Source organism: Pseudomonas sp. PONIH3 (genome assembly GCF_002934345.1).
In the GTDB taxonomy this organism is placed as follows: Bacteria; Pseudomonadota; Gammaproteobacteria; order Pseudomonadales; family Pseudomonadaceae; genus Aquipseudomonas; species Aquipseudomonas soli.
The window spans coordinates 1,581,954-1,599,998 of the sequence record NZ_CP026386.1; the positions used below are offsets into that span (position 1 = coordinate 1,581,954).

General features: G+C 63.9%; 17 protein-coding genes. 14 read left to right on the forward strand and 3 right to left on the reverse strand.

Annotated elements, in window-relative coordinates; translation table 11 throughout:
* Positions 1–171: 171 nt before the first annotated feature.
* The gene (uraH, locus tag C3F42_RS07140) at positions 172–525 is read right to left on the reverse strand and encodes a hydroxyisourate hydrolase (protein WP_028692847.1); all 354 of its coding nucleotides are present in this window, start codon (positions 523–525) and stop codon (positions 172–174) included.
* A gap of 366 nt (positions 526–891) precedes the next feature.
* Here uraH and puuE point away from each other — a divergent pair, with 366 nt between their 5' ends.
* The 7 genes from puuE to C3F42_RS07175 all read left to right on the forward strand — a co-directional run bounded on the left by puuE (position 892) and on the right by C3F42_RS07175 (position 7,923).
* Positions 892–1,818 carry an allantoinase PuuE gene (puuE, locus tag C3F42_RS07145; protein WP_046856486.1) on the forward strand — a complete coding sequence of 309 codons (927 nt, stop codon included), beginning with the start codon at positions 892–894 and terminating at the stop codon, positions 1,816–1,818.
* Positions 1,818–2,333, forward strand: a complete 516-nt coding sequence (gene uraD / locus C3F42_RS07150) for a 2-oxo-4-hydroxy-4-carboxy-5-ureidoimidazoline decarboxylase (RefSeq protein ID WP_094010612.1) — start codon at positions 1,818–1,820, stop codon at positions 2,331–2,333. The genes puuE and uraD overlap by 1 nt, the downstream gene beginning before the upstream one ends.
* A 103-nt stretch (positions 2,334–2,436) precedes the next feature.
* Positions 2,437–2,940 (forward strand): ureidoglycolate lyase, encoded by a 504-nt coding sequence (locus C3F42_RS07155; RefSeq protein WP_023631381.1) that lies wholly within the window; start codon positions 2,437–2,439, stop codon positions 2,938–2,940.
* A gap of 55 nt (positions 2,941–2,995) precedes the next feature.
* Positions 2,996–4,312 carry a urate hydroxylase PuuD gene (locus tag C3F42_RS07160; RefSeq protein WP_094010613.1) on the forward strand — a complete coding sequence of 439 codons (1,317 nt, stop codon included), beginning with the start codon at positions 2,996–2,998 and terminating at the stop codon, positions 4,310–4,312.
* Between the two features lie 195 nt (positions 4,313–4,507).
* A complete protein-coding gene (locus tag C3F42_RS07165) occupies positions 4,508–5,863 on the forward strand; it encodes a nucleobase:cation symporter-2 family protein (RefSeq protein WP_046856489.1) in 1,356 nt (451 codons plus the stop codon).
* Between the two features lie 141 nt (positions 5,864–6,004).
* A complete protein-coding gene (locus C3F42_RS07170; protein WP_046856490.1) occupies positions 6,005–6,790 on the forward strand; it encodes an outer membrane protein OmpK in 786 nt (261 codons plus the stop codon).
* Between the two features lie 350 nt (positions 6,791–7,140).
* Positions 7,141–7,923, forward strand: a complete 783-nt coding sequence (locus tag C3F42_RS07175) for an outer membrane protein OmpK (protein ID WP_023629829.1) — start codon at positions 7,141–7,143, stop codon at positions 7,921–7,923.
* Between the two features lie 88 nt (positions 7,924–8,011).
* Here the strand turns inward: C3F42_RS07175 and C3F42_RS07180 are convergent, their stop codons facing one another.
* The gene (locus tag C3F42_RS07180) at positions 8,012–8,926 is read right to left on the reverse strand and encodes a DUF808 domain-containing protein (protein ID WP_023629828.1); all 915 of its coding nucleotides are present in this window, start codon (positions 8,924–8,926) and stop codon (positions 8,012–8,014) included.
* Between the two features lie 132 nt (positions 8,927–9,058).
* Here C3F42_RS07180 and C3F42_RS07185 point away from each other — a divergent pair, with 132 nt between their 5' ends.
* A complete protein-coding gene (locus C3F42_RS07185; protein ID WP_023629827.1) occupies positions 9,059–9,670 on the forward strand; it encodes a TetR/AcrR family transcriptional regulator in 612 nt (203 codons plus the stop codon).
* A 120-nt stretch (positions 9,671–9,790) separates the two neighbouring features.
* Here C3F42_RS07185 and C3F42_RS07190 read toward each other — a convergent pair whose 3' ends face one another.
* Positions 9,791–10,231, reverse strand: coding sequence for a heme-binding protein (locus C3F42_RS07190; RefSeq protein WP_038705698.1), 441 nt, complete (start codon positions 10,229–10,231; stop codon positions 9,791–9,793).
* A 257-nt stretch (positions 10,232–10,488) separates the two neighbouring features.
* On the opposite strand from C3F42_RS07190, the gene gcl reads away from it, so the two are divergent.
* The 6 genes from gcl (at position 10,489) to C3F42_RS07220 (ending at position 18,021) form a co-directional block, all read left to right on the forward strand.
* Positions 10,489–12,264 (forward strand): glyoxylate carboligase, encoded by a 1,776-nt coding sequence (gcl, locus tag C3F42_RS07195; RefSeq protein WP_046856494.1) that lies wholly within the window; start codon positions 10,489–10,491, stop codon positions 12,262–12,264.
* Positions 12,265–12,318: 54 nt separating this feature from the next.
* Positions 12,319–13,101, forward strand: a complete 783-nt coding sequence (gene hyi, locus C3F42_RS07200) for a hydroxypyruvate isomerase (protein WP_104444221.1) — start codon at positions 12,319–12,321, stop codon at positions 13,099–13,101.
* A gap of 81 nt (positions 13,102–13,182) precedes the next feature.
* Positions 13,183–14,076, forward strand: coding sequence for a 2-hydroxy-3-oxopropionate reductase (locus C3F42_RS07205; protein ID WP_023631172.1), 894 nt, complete (start codon positions 13,183–13,185; stop codon positions 14,074–14,076).
* 185 nt (positions 14,077–14,261) lie between these two features.
* Entirely contained in the window at positions 14,262–15,542 is a 1,281-nt protein-coding gene (locus tag C3F42_RS07210; RefSeq protein WP_104444222.1) for a glycerate kinase, read from the forward strand.
* Positions 15,532–16,947: a pyruvate kinase gene (gene pyk, locus C3F42_RS07215; RefSeq protein ID WP_104444223.1), complete on the forward strand. Its 1,416-nt coding sequence runs from the start codon at positions 15,532–15,534 to the stop codon at positions 16,945–16,947. Before C3F42_RS07210 ends, pyk begins: the two co-directional genes overlap by 11 nt.
* 198 nt (positions 16,948–17,145) lie before the next feature.
* Entirely contained in the window at positions 17,146–18,021 is an 876-nt protein-coding gene (locus C3F42_RS07220; protein WP_104444224.1) for an urea transporter, read from the forward strand.
* Positions 18,022–18,045: the final 24 nt, after the last annotated feature.

Sequence of the window (18,045 nt, forward strand, 5' to 3'; positions counted from 1 at the left end):
CGGCTGCTCAGCTGACTGAAAGGCCGATGGTCTCAAACGACCGACACACAGACCACTGACAAAAATGTCAGGGGCACGCTGGGCCCACCTGAAAGCATATTCAGCAGACGAAAAAAAGCCCGCCAGTGTGAGAGCGGGCCAAGGACCTACGAAGATTCTTCTAGCGACCAACTAGCTTCCACGATAGGTCGAATAGCTGTACGGCGAGATCAGCAGCGGCACGTGGTAGTGCTCCTGCTGCTCGTCGATGCCGAAGCGCAGCACGACCACGTCGAGAAACGCGGTGTCCGGCAGCTTCACACCCTTGGCGCGGTAGTAGTCACCGGCGCTGAACTGCAATTGATAGACGCCGGTGCGGTAATCGTCGCCCTGCAGCAGCGGCGCATCGACGCGGCCATCGCTGTTGGTCAGGGCGGTGTTCACCAGTTCCAGTTGCTGGCCTTCGACGCGGTACAGCTCGACCTTGATCGAGCTGCCCGGGCAGCCATGCGCGGCGTCCAGTACGTGTGTGGTCAAACGTCCCATTTGCTTGTCGCCTCTTGTCATCTACGTGGGCAAAAAATACACGGCAACAGGCTGGCACCGTGCGGGAATGCAGTCATTAAGACAGTTTAACGATAGATTGTACACAATTTTTTCTGCATCCTCGGTCAACACTCCACGAACACTCCATCAGTCGCAAAGACACGCCCGATGCCGACCCTCACGGCATTAGCTGACCAATCAGGCAGGTTTCTTGCAAGCCATTCTCAGGCGACAAATGGGAAGAAATGCGGAAAAACAGGCTTACAAAGTATTTAAGAAGTTGTATACAATCAGCCCATCCGGTGGTGCGACATCCCGACGCGGCCCGCCCACCACCCGCACATACGTACAAGAAGGAAGACTGCAGTGAGCGCTGACTACCCTCGCGACCTGATCGGTTACGGCAACAACCCACCTCATCCGCAATGGCCGGGGAATGCCCGCATTGCACTGTCCTTCGTGCTCAACTACGAAGAAGGTGGCGAGCGCAACATCCTGCATGGCGACAAAGAGTCCGAAGCGTTCCTTTCCGAAATGGTCGCCGCCCAGCCGCTGCAAGGCGCGCGCAACATGAGCATGGAGTCGCTCTACGAATACGGCAGCCGCGCCGGCGTATGGCGCCTGCTCAAGCTGTTCAAGGACAGCGGCGTGCCGCTGACCATCTTCGCCGTGGCCATGGCCGCCCAGCGCCACCCCGACGTGATCCGCGCCATGGTCGAGGCCGGCCACGAGATCTGCAGCCACGGCTACCGCTGGATCGACTACCAGTACATGGATGAAGCGCAAGAGCGCGAGCACATGCTCGAAGCCATCCGCATCCTCACCGAGCTTACCGGCGAACGCCCGCAAGGCTGGTACACCGGCCGCACCGGCCCGAACACCCGGCGCCTGGTGATGGAGGAAGGCGGCTTCCTCTACGACAGCGACACCTACGACGACGACCTGCCCTACTGGGAGCCGAACAACCCGACCGGCAAGCCGCACCTGGTGATCCCCTACACCCTCGACACCAACGACATGCGCTTCACCCAGGTGCAGGGCTTCAACTGCGGCGAGCAGTTCTTCCAGTACCTGAAGGACGCCTTCGACGTGCTCTACGAGGAAGGCGCCGAGGCGCCGAAGATGCTCTCCATCGGCCTGCACTGCCGCCTGGTCGGCCGCCCGGCGCGCCTGGCCGCGCTCAAGCGTTTCGTCGACTACGCCAAGAGCCACGAGCAGGTCTGGTTCGCCCGACGCGTGGACATCGCCCGCCACTGGCACGCCACCCACCCGTACAAGAAAGAGAACGCCTGATGACTGCCTTCAAGACCCTCAAGCCCTCCACCCTGGACCGCGCCGCCTTCGTCGCGGCCTTCGCCGACATCTACGAGCACTCGCCGTGGGTCGCCGAGAAAGCCTACGACCTGGGGCAACTGGCCGAGCTGGACGAGATCGAGGCGCTGCATCAACGCATGAGCGACATCCTGCTCAGCGCCAGCCATGCCGAGCAACTGGCACTGATCAATGCTCACCCGGACCTGGCCGGCAAGGCCGCCATCCAGGGCGAGCTGACCGAATCGAGCACCAACGAACAGGCCGGCGCCGGTATCCACCAGTGCACCGCTGAAGAGTTCGCCCGCTTCACCGAACTCAACGACGCCTACAAGGCCAAGTTCCAGTTCCCGTTCATCATGGCGGTCAAGGGCAGCAACCGCCACCAGATCCTCGCGGCCTTCGAAAAGCGCATCCACAACGGCACGGATGCCGAGTTCAAGGAAGCCCTGGCGCAGATCAACCTGATCGCCCTGTTCCGCCTGCAGCAGCTGTAAGGCGCTGGCAGCGCCCTGGCCCGAGTGCGTGACGCGTCCGCACCCAGGGCCTCGGCCCGCCAGGCCACCAAAATCCAGAACAACGAATAGAAGAGATAACCGCATGCGCACCCTGATGATCGAGCCCCTGACCAAAGAAGCCTTCGCCCCCTTCGGTGACGTGATCGAAACCGACGGCAGCGACCACTTCATGATCAACAACGGCTCGACCATGCGCTTCCACAAGCTCGCCACGGTCGAGACCGCTGAGCCGGAAGACAAGGCGATCATCAGCATCTTCCGCGCCGACGCGCTGGAAATGCCGCTGACCGTGCGCATGCTGGAACGCCATCCGCTGGGCAGCCAGGCTTTCATCCCGCTGCTCGGCAACCCCTTTCTGATCGTGGTCGCGCCACTTGGCGATGCACCTGTATCAGGCTTGGTCCGCGCCTTCCGCAGTAATGGCAGGCAGGGCATCAATTACCATCGCGGCGTCTGGCACCACCCGGTGCTGACGATCGAAAAGCGGGATGACTTCCTGGTGGTTGATCGCAGTGGTTCCGGCAACAACTGCGATGAGCATTACTTCCCCGAGGAACAGATGTTGATCCTCAATCCCCACCAATAAGAAAAGGTCGGTCACCCAGGTCCGCCTGAACCGTGACCGGCGAGAGGTACATACTGTGGAAGCACACCTTCACGAATGGCTGAACCTGAGCATTCGCTGGGTTCACATGATCACCGGCGTGGCCTGGATCGGTGCATCGTTCTACTTCGTCTGGCTGGAGAACCACCTGAATCGAAGCAACCCGCGCGATGGGTTGTCGGGTGACCTCTGGGCCATCCACGGTGGTGGCATTTACCACCTGGAAAAATACAAGCTGGCCCCGCCGAAGATGCCCGAGAACCTGCACTGGTTCAAATGGGAAGCCTACTTCACCTGGATGTCCGGGATCGCCCTGCTGTGCGTGGTGTTCTACTGGAACCCGACCCTGTACCTGCTGGCACCCGGCAGCACCCTCAGCGGTGCCGAAGGCGTGGCCATCGGTATCGGCTCGCTGATCGCCGGCTGGTTCATCTACGACTTCCTCTGCGACTCGCCTCTGGGCAAGAAGCCGGCGCTGCTCGGTGCCGTGCTGTTCGTGCTGATCATCGCCGCCTGCTGGGGCTTCAGCCTGGTGTTCAGCGGCCGCGGCGCCTACCTGCACACCGGCGCGATCATCGGCACCATCATGGTCGGCAACGTGTTCCGCATCATCATGCCGGCGCAGCGCCAGCTGGTGGCGGCCATCGAGAACAACCAGACCCCCGACCCGGTGCTGCCGGCCAAGGGCCTGCTGCGCTCGCGCCACAACAACTACTTCACCCTGCCAGTGCTGTTCATCATGATCAGCAACCACTTCCCGAGCACCTACGGCAGCCAGTACAACTGGCTGATCCTGGCCGGGATCGCGGTGGCCGCAGTATTGATCCGTCACTACTTCAACACCCGCCACGACAGCAACAAGTACGCCTGGACCCTGCCTGTCGGCGCCCTGGCGATGATCTGCCTGGCGTACGTGACCGGCCCGAAACCACTGCCGAGCGCACCTGAGCAGGCCGCCGCCAAGGTCGAGTACCAACCGCTGCCGGCCACCGCCGTGGGCGGCAAGACCGCCGCCGAACTGCGCGCCGAGGAAGCCGCCAAACCTGCGCCCCCCGCCGAGGCTCCGGCCCAGGCCACAGCCCAGGCTGGCGGTGAAACCTTCGACAAGATCCACACCGTCATCCAGGAACGCTGCACCGTGTGCCACTCGGCCAAGCCGACCAGCCCGCTGTTCAGCGCCGCACCTGGCGGCGTGATGTTCGACACCCCGCAGCAGATCCAGGCGCAGGCCGCGCGCATCCAGGCGCAGGCCGTCGCCAGCCAGATCATGCCGCTTGGCAACATCACCCAGATGACCGTCGAGGAACGCAAGCTGGTCGGCGACTGGATCGCCAAAGGCGCGCAGGTCAACTGAGACACCCCACGACTGCGTGGGAGCGGGCTTGCCCCGCGATGAGGCCGGTACTCCCGGCCTCGCTTCCAAGCTCTACGTAACAAGCAAGCATCGAGCGGTCGGCTTCACGCGGAAACCCCAGCCTCCTTTACCGGAGACTGCCACGTGAAGCCGCCCGCTTGGATCCGAGAATAAAAACAAAACTCGAGGTGCTGCATGTCCGAGTCACCCAAGGCGTACATCCCTGTTGCGCCGCCACGACAGCCCCTGCCTTTGTTCCAGCTGATCCTGGTGGGTCTGCAACACGTTCTGCTGATGTACGGCGGCGCCATCGCGGTGCCGCTGATCATCGGCCAGGCGGCGGGCCTGTCCCGCGAGGAAGTCGCCTTCCTGATCAACGCCGACCTGCTGGTCGCCGGCGTTGCCACCATCATCCAATCCTTCGGTATCGGCCCGGTCGGCATTCGCATGCCGGTCATGATGGGCGCCAGCTTCGCCGCCGTCGGCAGCATGGTGGCCATGGCCGGCATGCCCGGTGTCGGCCTGCAGGGGATCTTCGGCGCGACCATCGCCGCCGGGTTCTTCGGCATGCTGATCGCGCCGTTCATGTCCAAGGTCGTGCGCTTCTTCCCGCCGCTGGTGACCGGCACGGTCATCACCTCCATCGGCTTGTCGCTGTTCCCGGTGGCGGTCAACTGGGCCGGCGGCGGCCATGACGCCGAAGCCTTCGGCGCGCCGATCTACCTGATGGTCGCCGGCCTGGTGCTGGCGGTGATCCTGCTTATCAACCGCTTCATGCGCGGGTTCTGGGTCAACGTGTCGGTACTGGTGGGCATGGGCCTGGGCTACGTGCTCGCCGGCTCCATCGGCATGGTCGACCTGTCGGGCCTGAGCGAGGCGCCGTGGCTGCAGGTGGTCACCCCCCTGCACTTCGGCATGCCGACCTTCAGCCTGGCGCCGATCCTGTCGATGTGCCTGGTGGTGGTGATCATCTTCGTCGAGTCCACGGGCATGTTCCTCGCCCTGGGCAAGGTGACCGACCGTGAAGTAACGCCGGGCATGCTGCGGCGCGGCCTGCTGTGCGATGCCGGCGCGTCGTTCATCGCCGGCTTCTTCAACACCTTCACCCACTCCTCGTTCGCCCAGAACATCGGACTGGTGCAGATGACCGGGGTGCGCTGCCGCTACGTTACGGTGATGGCCGGCGCGCTGCTGATCCTGCTCAGCCTGCTGCCCAAGGCGGCATTCCTGATCGCTTCGATCCCGCCTGCGGTACTGGGCGGCGCGTCCATCGCCATGTTCGGCATGGTCACCGCCACCGGGATCAAGATCCTCCAGGAGGCAGACATCTCCGACCGACGCAACCAGCTGCTGGTCGCCGTCAGCGTCGGCTTTGGCCTGATCCCGGTGGTGCGCCCGGAGTTCTTCGCGCAGATGCCGCAGTGGATGGAACCCATCACCCACAGTGGCATCGCCATGGCCACCCTCAGCGCCCTGGTACTGAACCTGCTGTTCAACATCCTCGGCGGCGCCGACCGCGCCGCGCACAACGATGCCTGTCACCAGCATTGAGTGACCAGGGGCGGCGCCGCTCTGGCCGCCCCGCTTCAACCCTGTGGTAACGCAGTACCGTCGGCCCGCCGGAATGGGCCGTCCGGGGCGCCTGCGCGCCGAAAAAGCCCTTACAAAAACAATAAGTCCGGGAATCACAACATGAAGCGCATCACCACCTCCGTCCTGCTGGGCAGCAGCCTGCTGGCCACCCTCCCCGCCCATGCCGGCGAATGGCTGCAGTGGCACGGCGAAAGCCTGTCCTATCTCTACGGCAAGGACTTCAAGGTCAACCCCGATATCCAGCAGACCATCACCTTCGAGCACGCCAACAAGTGGAAGTACGGCGACACCTTCCTGTTCGTCGACAAGATCTTCTACAACGGCAAGGCCGACCCCGGCAAAGGCGTGACCACCTACTACGGTGAGTTCAGCCCGCGCCTGTCGTTCGGCAAGATCTTCGAGCGCAACCTGGCCTTCGGCCCGGTCAAGGACGTGCTGCTGGCCATGACCTACGAGCGTGGCGAGGGCGACAACGAGGCCTACCTGATCGGCCCCGGCTTCGACCTGAACGTGCCCGGCTTCAACTACTTCACCCTGAACTTCTACCTGCGCAACACCGAAGGCAGCCGCCCCGGCGACAACGTCTGGCAGATCACCCCGGCCTGGTCCTACACCATCCCGGTGGGCAAGTCCGACATTCTGATCGACGGTTACATCGACTGGGTGGTCGACAACGACCAGACCCGTCGCGGCACCTACCACGCCAACCTGCAGTTCAACCCACAGGTCAAATACGACCTGGGCAAGGCCCTGAACCTGGGCGCCAAGCAGCTTTACGTCGGCTTCGAGTACAGCTATTGGAAGGACAAGTACGGCATCGACAGCCACGGCAACGTGGACAGCAACCAGAGCGTGGCCAGCGCCCTGGTGAAGGTGCACTTCTGAAAAACTGACCGAACGCCCAAATTTGCACCACCGTGCTCCAGGACGGAGCACTTGAGGCCCGGCGCGCAAGTGAGTAATCTGCGCGCCCCCTCGATCGGGGCGGGAAGGATCCCGCCCGCGTTTGCTGACCGCTCAGTCAATGTTTCCGGGCGGTTGGCCAACGTGTTGCCAGCGTGAAATACCCATTTCATCCGTTCAGAAAGACGTCGAGCAGGATGGTTGTGCCCAACGTGGAAAAGTTGGCGCAGCTCTTGCCAAACAGCTGTGGCCAATTGAAAAAAGCTGACCCAAAAGACAAGAACAGCGCCCGAGCGCTGACAACAGATCCAATAAAGGGAGCGACACACGCAATGCGTACCATCAATAGCCTGATCCTCGCCGGCGGCCTGCTGGCCTGCGGCGCCAGCCAAGCCGGTGACCTGCTGCAATGGCAGAACAACAGCCTGACCTACCTGTGGGGCAAGAACTTCAAGGTCAACCCCGAGATCCAGCAGACCGTGACCTTCGAGCACGCCGATGCGTGGAAGTACGGCGACAACTTCTTCTTCCTCGACAAGATCTTCTATCAAGGCAAGAAGGACGCCAGCAACGGCCCGAACACCTACTACGGCGAGTTCAGTCCACGCCTGTCGTTCGGCAAGATCTTCGACCAGAAGCTCGAGTTCGGCCCGGTCAAGGACGTGCTGCTGGCCATGACCTACGAGTTCGGCGAGGGTGACACCGAGTCCTACCTGATCGGCCCCGGCTTCGACCTGGCGATCCCAGGCTTCGACTACTTCCAGCTGAACTTCTACCAGCGCACCACCGACGGCAGCCGTCCGGGCGACAATGTCTGGCAGATCACCCCGGTCTGGTCCTACACCATCCCCGTGGGTTCGTCCGACATTCTCATCGACGGCTTCATGGACTGGGTGGTGGACAACGACGAGAACCGTCGCGGCACCTACCAGGCGAACCTGCACTTCAACCCGCAGGTCAAGTACGACCTGGGCAAAGCGCTGCACCTGGGCGAGAAGCAGTTGTACGTGGGTATCGAGTACGACTACTGGAAGAACAAGTACGGCATCAAGGACAGCGATGCCTTCACTACCGATCAGAACACCATGAGCTTCCTGGTCAAGGTTCACTTCTGATCCGAGTGTAAGCCGGCCCCACAGTGATCGTGCTGTTCCTGTGGGAGCCGGCTTGCCGGCGAACCGGGGCAAGCCCCGGCCAGGCGCCTCAGTTCGCGGGTCTTAGCGCCCGCCAGAACTTGCTCACGACAGCAACCACCGCCAGCACCACAGCCCCCGCAATCACCCCCGCCACACCATTGAGCAGTGCCCCGGTCAACGCCCCGCCCCGTCCTTCGCTGAACGCCTCGATGGCGTGATGCAGCGGCGCGATGCCATGCACCAGGATGCCGCCACCGACCAGGAACATCGCCGCGGTGCCGATCACCGACAGGCTTTTCATCATGTACGGCGCGGCGCGCAGGATGCCGTTGCCCACCGCCTGGCTCAGCGCCGAGGCTTTCTTGGTCATCCACAGCCCCAGGTCATCGAGCTTGACGATGCCTGCCACCAGGCCATACACCCCCAGGGTCATGACGATGGCGATCCCCGACAGCACGATGATCTGCTGGCTCAGCGGCGCATCGGCCACGGTGCCAAGGGTGATGGCGATGATCTCGGCGGAGAGGATGAAGTCGGTGCGCACAGCGCCCTTGATCTTGCTCTTCTCAAAGGCCACCAGGTCGACCTGCTCGTCGGCCACGGCCGCCTTGCGCGCTTCATGCTGCGCGTCGTCCTCGGCCTTGCTGTGCAGGAACTTGTGCGCCAGCTTCTCGAAGCCCTCGAAGCACAGGTAGGCGCCACCGACCATCAGCAGCGGAATCACCGCCCAGGGAATGAACGCACTGATCAGCAGCGCCGCCGGCACCAGGATCGCCTTGTTCACCAGCGAGCCCTTGGCCACCGCCCACACCACCGGGATCTCGCGTTCGGCGCGCACACCGGTGACCTGCTGGGCGTTGAGCGCCAGGTCGTCGCCCAGCACCCCGGCGGTCTTCTTCGCCGCGACCTTGGTCATCAACGAGACATCGTCGAGGACCGTGGCGATATCGTCGATCAATACCAGTAAGCTGCTTCCTGCCATGTCAAAATGTTTCCAGTAGGTTCGAATGGCCGGGATTCTAGCCCAAAGACGCTGCCTTGAGCGCCCGTCCGAGCGGGTGCTACCATGCCGGACCCCTCTTGGAGGGGCCAGACCCGAGGAAGATTCCCGACAATGAGCACCATTCGCGAGCGCAACAAGGAATTGATCCTGCGCGCAGCCAGTGAAGAATTCGCCGACAAGGGCTTCGCCGCCACCAAGACCAGCGATATCGCGGCCAAGGCCGGCCTGCCCAAGCCGAACGTGTACTACTACTTCAAGTCGAAGGAAAACCTCTACCGCGAGGTGCTCGAGAGCATCATCGCGCCGATCATGCAGGCCTCGACACCGTTCAACGCCGACGGCGATCCGAAAGAAGTGCTCAGCGCGTACATCCGCTCGAAGATCCGCATCTCCCGCGACCTGCCCCACGCCTCCAAGGTGTTCGCCAGCGAGATCATGCATGGAGCGCCGCACCTGTCGCCGCGCCAGGTGGAGCAGCTCAACGAGCAGGCCCGCCACAACATCGAGTGCATCCAGCGCTGGATCGAGCGCGGCCAGATCGCTCACGTCGACCCGCACCATTTGATGTTCAGCATCTGGGCGGCGACGCAAACCTACGCGGATTTCGACTGGCAGATCGCCGTGGTGACCGGCAAGGCCAAACTGGCCGACAGCGACTACGATGCAGCGGCGGAGACCATCATCCGCCTGGTGCTGAAGGGCTGCGAGCCAGAGGTGGCCTGAACCATCGCAATCGCGAGGCAAGCCCGCTCCCACGACCTGAACTGCCCTAAGCATTCAATACCTTAGGGAAAAGTCCAGGTCATGGGAGCGGGCTTGCCCCGCGATAGTTCTAAAGCCTGATCAGGCTGCAACCCCCGCGTCCGCCGTCAGCCCCACCTCTTCGATCGCACTGATCGCGCACTGCTCGTCGATATCCGACGTATCCCCGCTGATCCCCACCGCCCCCAGCACCTTGCCCTCCTGATCACGGATCAGCACGCCCCCTGGCACCGGCACCACAGGTCGCTCGCCGAGCCCGTTCAAAGCCGCATAAAAGGCGGGGCGCTGCTGCGAGTCCAGCGCCAGCAGGCGCGAACCCTTGCCCAGCGCCACCGCGCCCCAGGCTTTGCCAATGGCCACCTCGGGGCGCAGCAAACTGGCGCCATCCTCGCGCTGCAACGCCAGCAGATGCCCGCCGGCGTCGAGCACCGCCACGGTCAAGGGCGCGGCGTTGATCTTGCGGCCTGCGGACAACGCGGCATTTACCACGCCCACGGCCTGTTTGAGGGTCAATGCGTTCATGAAAAGGTCCTCTTCTTGTTGTGAGAAGCCCTGAGGGCAGTTGAAAACCAATAGACAAGATAGAACACAACAAAGACACTGTTTGTATACAATTTTCTGATCCAATGTGTCTCACTGCGACGAAATGCCGCCCTTTTTCGCCATGACCAGCAAGTCAAACCCACCGACGAAAATGGATTGACCTTTTGCGTCGACCATGAATACACTCTGCCGCAACGCAAGTTGTATACAATTACAAAATCGATGAGGCACAAACCATGAGCAAAATGAGAGCAATCGATGCAGCCGTTCTGGTCATGCGCCGTGAAGGTGTAGATACCGCGTTCGGCATTCCCGGCGCCGCGATCAACCCGCTGTACTCGGCCCTGAAAAAAGTCGGTGGCATCGATCACGTCCTCGCTCGCCACGTCGAAGGCGCCTCGCACATGGCCGAGGGCTACACCCGCGCCAACCCGGGCAACATCGGCGTGTGCATCGGCACCTCCGGCCCTGCCGGCACCGACATGGTCACCGGCCTGTACAGCGCCTCGGCCGACTCCATCCCGATCCTGTGCATCACCGGCCAGGCCCCGCGTGCCCGCCTGCACAAGGAAGACTTCCAGGCCGTCGACATCACCAGCATCGTCAAGCCGGTGACCAAGTGGGCGACCACCGTGCTGGAGCCGGGCCAAGTGCCCTACGCGTTCCAGAAGGCCTTCTTTGAGATGCGTACTGGCCGCCCAGGCCCGGTGCTGATCGACCTGCCGTTCGACGTGCAGATGGCCGAGATCGAGTTCGACATCGATGCCTACGAGCCACTGGCGATCAACAAGCCAGCCGCCACTCGCGTACAGGCCGAAAAAGCCCTGGCCCTGCTCAATGACGCCGAGCGCCCGCTGCTGGTAGCCGGCGGCGGCATCATCAACGCCGACGCCAGCGACAAGCTGGTCGAGTTCGCTGAACTGACCGGCGTACCGGTAGTGCCAACCCTGATGGGCTGGGGCACCATCCCGGACGATCACGAATTGATGGTCGGCATGGTCGGCCTGCAGACCTCGCACCGCTACGGCAACGCGACCATGCTCAAGTCCGACCTGGTGTTCGGTATCGGCAACCGCTGGGCCAACCGCCACACCGGCTCCGTCGACGTCTACACCGAAGGCCGCAAGTTCGTGCACGTGGACATCGAACCGACCCAGATCGGCCGTGTGTTCACCCCTGACCTGGGTATCGTTTCCGACGCCGGCAAGGCCCTGGACGTGTTCCTCGAAGTGGCCCGCGAGTGGAAAGCCGCAGGCCTGCTCAAGTGCCGCAAGGCCTGGCTGGAAGACTGCCAGGAACGCAAGGCTACCCTGCAGCGCAAGACCAACTTCGACAACGTCCCGGTCAAGCCACAGCGCGTGTACCAGGAAATGAACGAAGTGTTCGGCAAGGACACTACCTACGTCAGCACCATCGGCCTGTCGCAGATCGCCGGCGCGCAGTTCCTGCACGTGTACAAGCCACGCCACTGGATCAACTGCGGCCAGGCCGGCCCGCTGGGCTGGACAATCCCTGCCGCGCTGGGTGTGGTCAAGGCCGACCCGAAACGCAAGGTGGTCGCGCTGTCCGGTGACTACGACTTCCAGTTCATGATCGAAGAGCTCGCGGTGGGCGCGCAGTTCAACCTGCCCTACGTCCACGTGCTGGTGAACAACGCCTACCTCGGCCTGATCCGCCAGGCGCAGCGTGGTTTCGACATGGATTACTGTGTACAACTGGCGTTCGAGAACATCAATTCCACCGACGCCGCCACCTACGGTGTCGACCACGTCGCCGTGGTCGAGGGCCTGGGCTGCAAGGCCATCCGCGTGTTCCAACCGGCCGAGATCGCCCCTGCCCTGCTCAAGGCGCAGAAGATGGCCGAAGAGTTCCGCGTGCCGGTGGTGGTCGAAGTGATTCTCGAGCGTGTGACCAACATTTCCATGGGCACCGAGATCAACGCGGTCAATGAGTTCGAAGACCTCGCCCTGGTCGGCAACGACGCGCCGACCGCCATCTCGCTGCTGGACTGATCGCCTGACGCCCCCGCGCCGCGCGCGGGGGCAATCAACGCAAGGAGACGACTTATGCCTCGCTTCGCCGCCAACCTGTCCATGCTGTTCACCGAACAGGACTTCCTGGCTCGCTTCAAGGCCGCCGCCGACGCTGGTTTCAGCGGCGTCGAATACCTCTTCCCGTACGATTTCAGCGCCGCCGAGATCAAGCAGCAGCTCGACGCCCATGGCCTGACCCAGGTGCTGTTCAACCTGCCGGCCGGCGACTGGTCGAAAGGTGAGCGCGGCATCACCTGCCACCCCGACCGCGTCGAAGAGTTCCGCGCAGGCGTCGACAAGGCCATCGAGTACGCCAAGGTGCTGGGCAACACCCAGGTCAACGCCCTGGCCGGCATCCGTCCGCAAGGCCCGGACTGCGCCACCGTGCGCAAGACCTTCGTGGAAAACCTGCGCTACGCCGCCGACAAGCTCAAGGCCGCCGGCATCCGCCTGGTCATGGAAATGATCAACACCCGCGACATCCCGGGCTTCTACCTGAACACCACGAAACAGGCCCTGGAAATCCAGGCCGAGGTGGGCAGCGACAACCTGTTCCTGCAGTACGACATCTACCACATGCAGATCATGGAAGGTGACCTGGCGCGCACCCTGGAAACCAACCTCAAGCTGATCAACCACGTGCATCTGGCCGACAACCCGGGCCGCCACGAGCCGGGTACCGGCGAGATCAACTACCGCTTCCTGTTCGAGCACCTGGACCGCATCGGCTACCAGGGCTGGGTGGGCGCGGAGTACAAGCCCAAGACCACCACCGAGGCGGGTTTGGGCTGGCTGAAGACGCATAACGCAATCTGAAGGCCGAGCGCAGGCCCGCTCCTGAAAGGCCTGCACCGCCTGCTCCATCGAGATTCAACAATTACAACGAGGTAATCTCTCATGGCTAAAATCGGTTTCATCGGCACCGGCATCATGGGCAACCCCATGGCCCAGAACCTGCAAAAAGCAGGTCACAGCATCTTCGTCTCGACCCACCACGACGCAGCTCCGGCCAACCTGATCGCCGCTGGCGGCGTGGCCCTGGCCAACCCGAAGGAAGTGGCCCAGGAAGCTGAGTTCATCATCGTCATGGTGCCCGACACCCCACAGGTCGAAAGCGTGCTGTTCGGTGAAAACGGCGTCGCCGAAGGCGTGGGCCCGAACAAGGTGGTGATCGACATGAGCTCGATCTCGCCTACCGCCACCAAAGCCTTCGCCGAGAAGATCAAGGCCACCGGCGCCGCCTACCTGGACGCCCCGGTGTCCGGCGGCGAAGTCGGTGCCAAGGCCGCGACCCTGAGCATCATGGTCGGCGGTTGCCCGAAAGCCTTCGAGCGCGCCCTGCCGCTGTTCGAAGCCATGGGCAAGAACATCACCCGCGTCGGTGGTAACGGCGACGGCCAGACCGCCAAGGTGGCCAACCAGATCATCGTCGCCCTGAACATCCAGGCCGTTGCCGAAGCCCTGCTGTTCGCCGCCAAGAACGGCGCCGACCCGGCCAAGGTGCGTGAAGCACTGATGGGCGGCTTCGCTTCCTCGAAGATCCTCGAAGTGCATGCCGAGCGCATGATCAAGGGCACCTTCGACCCAGGCTTCCGCATCAACCTGCACCAGAAGGACCTGAACCTGGCCCTGCAAGGCGCCAAGGAGCTGGGCATCAACCTGCCCAACACCTCCAATGCCCAGCAAGTGTTCAACACCTGCCAGGCCCTGGGCGGCGGCAACTGGGACCACTCGGCGCTGATCAAGGGCCTGGAGCACATGGCCAACTTCTCGATCCGCGACGACAAGTGATTTGAATCCGGGGGCTGCTGCGCAGCCCTTTTGCCGGCTTGCCGGCGATGAATCCAACACCGTTCTCCTGCAACCACAGGTCGAAAGGTGACCCCGAGCAACACCCGCCCCTGGTTCGGCCTGCACGGAGGCAGTTCCAGGGGCGTTTTCGATTTTGCAGAACAACAAGAATCTGGGAGCCTGCCATGTCGGTCGATCCACAAAAATTCCTGCGCGAGCTGTTCGACACAGCCATCGCTGCCGCCCACCCCCGTCAGGTCCTCGAACCCCACCTGCCCGCCGACCGTAGCGGCCGGGTCATCGTCATCGGCGCCGGCAAGGCCGCCGCCGCCATGGCCGAAGTGGTCGAAAAGAGCTGGCAGGGCGAGGTCTCGGGCCTGGTCGTGACCCGCTACGGCCACGGCGCCAGCTGCCAGAAGATCGAGGTGGTCGAAGCCGCCCACCCGGTCCCCGATGCCGCCGGCCTGGCCGTGGCCAAGCGCGTGCTCGCGCTGGTCAGCAACCTCAGCGAAGACGACCGCGTCATCTTCCTGCTCTCCGGCGGCGGTTCCGCCCTGCTGGCCCTGCCCGCCGAAGGTCTGACCCTGGCCGACAAGCAGCAGATCAACAAGGCACTGCTGAAGTCCGGCGCCACCATCGGCGAGATGAACTGCGTGCGCAAGCACCTCTCGGCGATCAAGGGCGGGCGCCTGGCCAAGGCCTGCTGGCCGGCCACCGTCTATACCTACGCGATTTCCGATGTACCCGGCGACCTGGCCACGGTCATCGCCTCCGGCCCCACCGTGGCCGACCCCAGCACCTCGGCCGACGCCCTGGCGATCCTCAAGCGCTACAACATCGAAGCGCCCAAGGCCGTCATCGACTGGCTCAACAATCCGGCATCGGAAACCGTCAAGGCCGACGACCCCGCCCTTTCGCGCAGCCACTTCCAGCTGATCGCCCGGCCCCAGCAATCGCTCGAGGCCGCCGCGGTGAAAGCCCGCCAGGCCGGCTTCAGCCCGCTGATCCTCGGTGACCTGGAAGGCGAGTCGCGCGAGGTGGCCAAGGTGCATGCCGGCATCGCCCGCCAGGTCGTCCTGCACGGCCAGCCGCTGAAGGCGCCCTGCGTGATCCTGTCCGGCGGCGAGACCACCGTCACCGTGCGCGGCAATGGCCGTGGCGGGCGCAACGCCGAGTTCCTGCTCAGCCTTACCGAAAGCCTCAAGGGCCTGCCGGGGGTGTACGCATTGGCCGGCGATACCGACGGCATCGACGGCTCCGAGGACAACGCCGGCGCCTTCATGACCCCGGACAGCCACGCCCTCGCCGAGGCCCTGGGCCTGTCGGCCAGCGATGAGCTGGACAACAACAACGGCTACGGCTACTTCGCCGCGCTCGACGCGCTGATCGTCACCGAGCCGACCCGCACCAACGTCAATGACTTCCGCGCCATCCTGATCCTCGAGACCGACCCTCATGACGCCTGATAAAAAAGTAAAAATCCTCGCCACCCTCGGGCCTGCGATCAAGGGCATCGATGACATCCGCCAGTTGGTCGAGGCCGGGGTGAACATCTTCCGCCTCAACTTCAGCCACGGCGAACACGCCGACCACGCCCTGCGCTACCAGTGGATCCGCGAAGTCGAGCAGCAGCTCAACTACCCGCTGGGCATCCTCATGGACCTGCAGGGTCCGAAGCTGCGCGTCGGTCGCTTCGCCGACGGCAAGGTGCAACTGCAACGCGGCCAGGCCCTGCGCCTGGACCTGGACAAGACCCCGGGCGACAACCGCCGCGTGAACCTGCCACACCCGGAGATCATCGCCGCGCTGGAGCCCGGCATGGACCTGCTGCTCGATGACGGCAAGCTGCGCCTGCGGGTGACCGCCAAGCACAGCGACGCCATCGACACCGAAGTGCTGGCCGGCGGCGAGCTGTCCGACCGCAAGGGCGTCAACGTGCCGCAAGCGGTGCTCGAGCTCTCCCCGCTCACCGAAAAGGACCGCCGCGACCTCACCTTCGGCCTCGAGCTGGGCGTGGACTGGGTGGCCCTGTCGTTCGTGCAGCGCCCGCAGGACATCCTCGAAGCACGCGAGCTGATCGGCGACCGCGCCTACCTGATGGCCAAGATCGAGAAGCCCTCGGCGGTCGAGCAACTGCAGGCCATCGCCGAGCTGTCCGACGCGATCATGGTCGCCCGTGGCGACCTGGGCGTGGAAGTGCCGGCCGAGAGCGTGCCGCAGATCCAGAAGGGCATCATCAATACCTGCCGCCAGCTGGGTAAACCTGTGGTGGTAGCCACGCAGATGCTCGAATCCATGCGTTTCTCCCCGGCACCGACCCGCGCCGAGGTCACTGATGTGGCCAACGCCGTGGCCGAAGGCGCCGACGCGGTGATGCTGTCGGCCGAGACCGCCTCGGGCGACTACCCGCTGGAGGCCGTGCAGATGATGAGCAAGATCATCCGCCAGGTGGAGAACGGCCCGGACTACCAGGCCCAGCTCGACGTTGGCCGGCCCAAGGCCGAAGCCACCGTGTCGGACGCCATCAGCTGCGCGATCCGCCGTATCAGCGGCATCCTGCCGGTGGCGGTGCTGGTCAACTACAGCGAGTCGGGGAACTCCACCCTGCGCGCCGCTCGCGAGCGGCCACGGGCGCCGATCCTCAACCTGACGCCGAACCTGAACACCGCCCGCCGCCTGAGCGTGGCCTGGGGCGTGCACTCGGTGGTCAACGACCGCCTGCGCCAGGTCGACGAGGTTGTCTCGACGGCGCTGGAAATCGCCCAGGCCCAAGGCATGGCCAGTCGTGGCGACACGCTGCTGATCACTGCCGGTGTGCCTTTCGGCAAGCCGGGTTCGACTAATACGCTGCGGATCGAGACCCTAGCCTGAGATCGCCGGGGGCGCTGTGCGCCCCTTTTCGCCGGCAAGCCGGCTCCCACAGGAATCATGCATGCCTTTGTGGGAGCCGGCTTGTCGTGGCGACGAACCGCGGCGAAAGGAGGGCAAAGCCCTCCCGACACACCGAACCTGCGGAAAACCGAGGCCCGAAGAGGTCCACCGCTCCCCCACTCACCTTACCGACTGCCCATGTACACCAAGAATTTCGTCAACCCGTGCCCCGACTGGGCCACGGCCTTGCTCAACGGCTTCAGCCAGGTGCTGCTGCTGCGCAACCCCCTGTGCGGCCTGTGCTGTCTGCTGGCCATCCTGCTGACCGCGCCGAACCTGGTCGGCGGCGCCCTGCTCGGCGCCCTGGCCGGCCTGCTCACCGCCCAACGCCGCGGCTACGACCGCGCCGACCGCCAGGCCGGGCTGTACTGCTACAACGGCGTGCTGATCGGCATCCTGATCAGCGCCGTATTGCCCTGGTCGGCGATCCTGCCGCCACTGATCATCGCCGCCGGCGGCCTGTCGAGCATGCTCACCCACCAATGGCGCAAGCGCGGCGGCGAGCTGCTGGTCGCCTATACCGCGCCCTTCGTGCTGCTGGGCTGGGCCGCGTTGCTGCTGACCGAGCCGTCGGCCAACGGCTATGTCGAAGCGGATCCTGTGTATGCCCTGCTGCGCGGCGTGGGGCAGATCTTTTTGCTCGACAAGCCCGTGGCCGGCCTGCTGATCGTCATCGGCATGTACTTCGCCAACCCCTATGCCGCCACCTGGGCGCTGATCGGCTCGGCCATCGGCGGTGGTGTCGCGCTGCTGGCTGGAGAAACGCAGGCCGCGTGGCTGGGGTTGCATGGCTTCAACGCAGCCCTCGCGGCCCTGGCCTTCAGTCGCCAGGGCGAGAAACCCTGGGTGACCTTGCTCGCCATCGCCTGCGCCCTGCTGCTGCAACCGCTGTTCAACCTGCTGCCGATCGCCGGGTTGACCGCGCCGTTCGTGACCGCGTGCTGGCTGATGCACCTGGGCAACCACCTGGTGCAGCTCAACCAGCGCCGCAACGCGCCTCGCTTGCACAGCTGATACCCAGCCCCTAGGCTCTGCCCA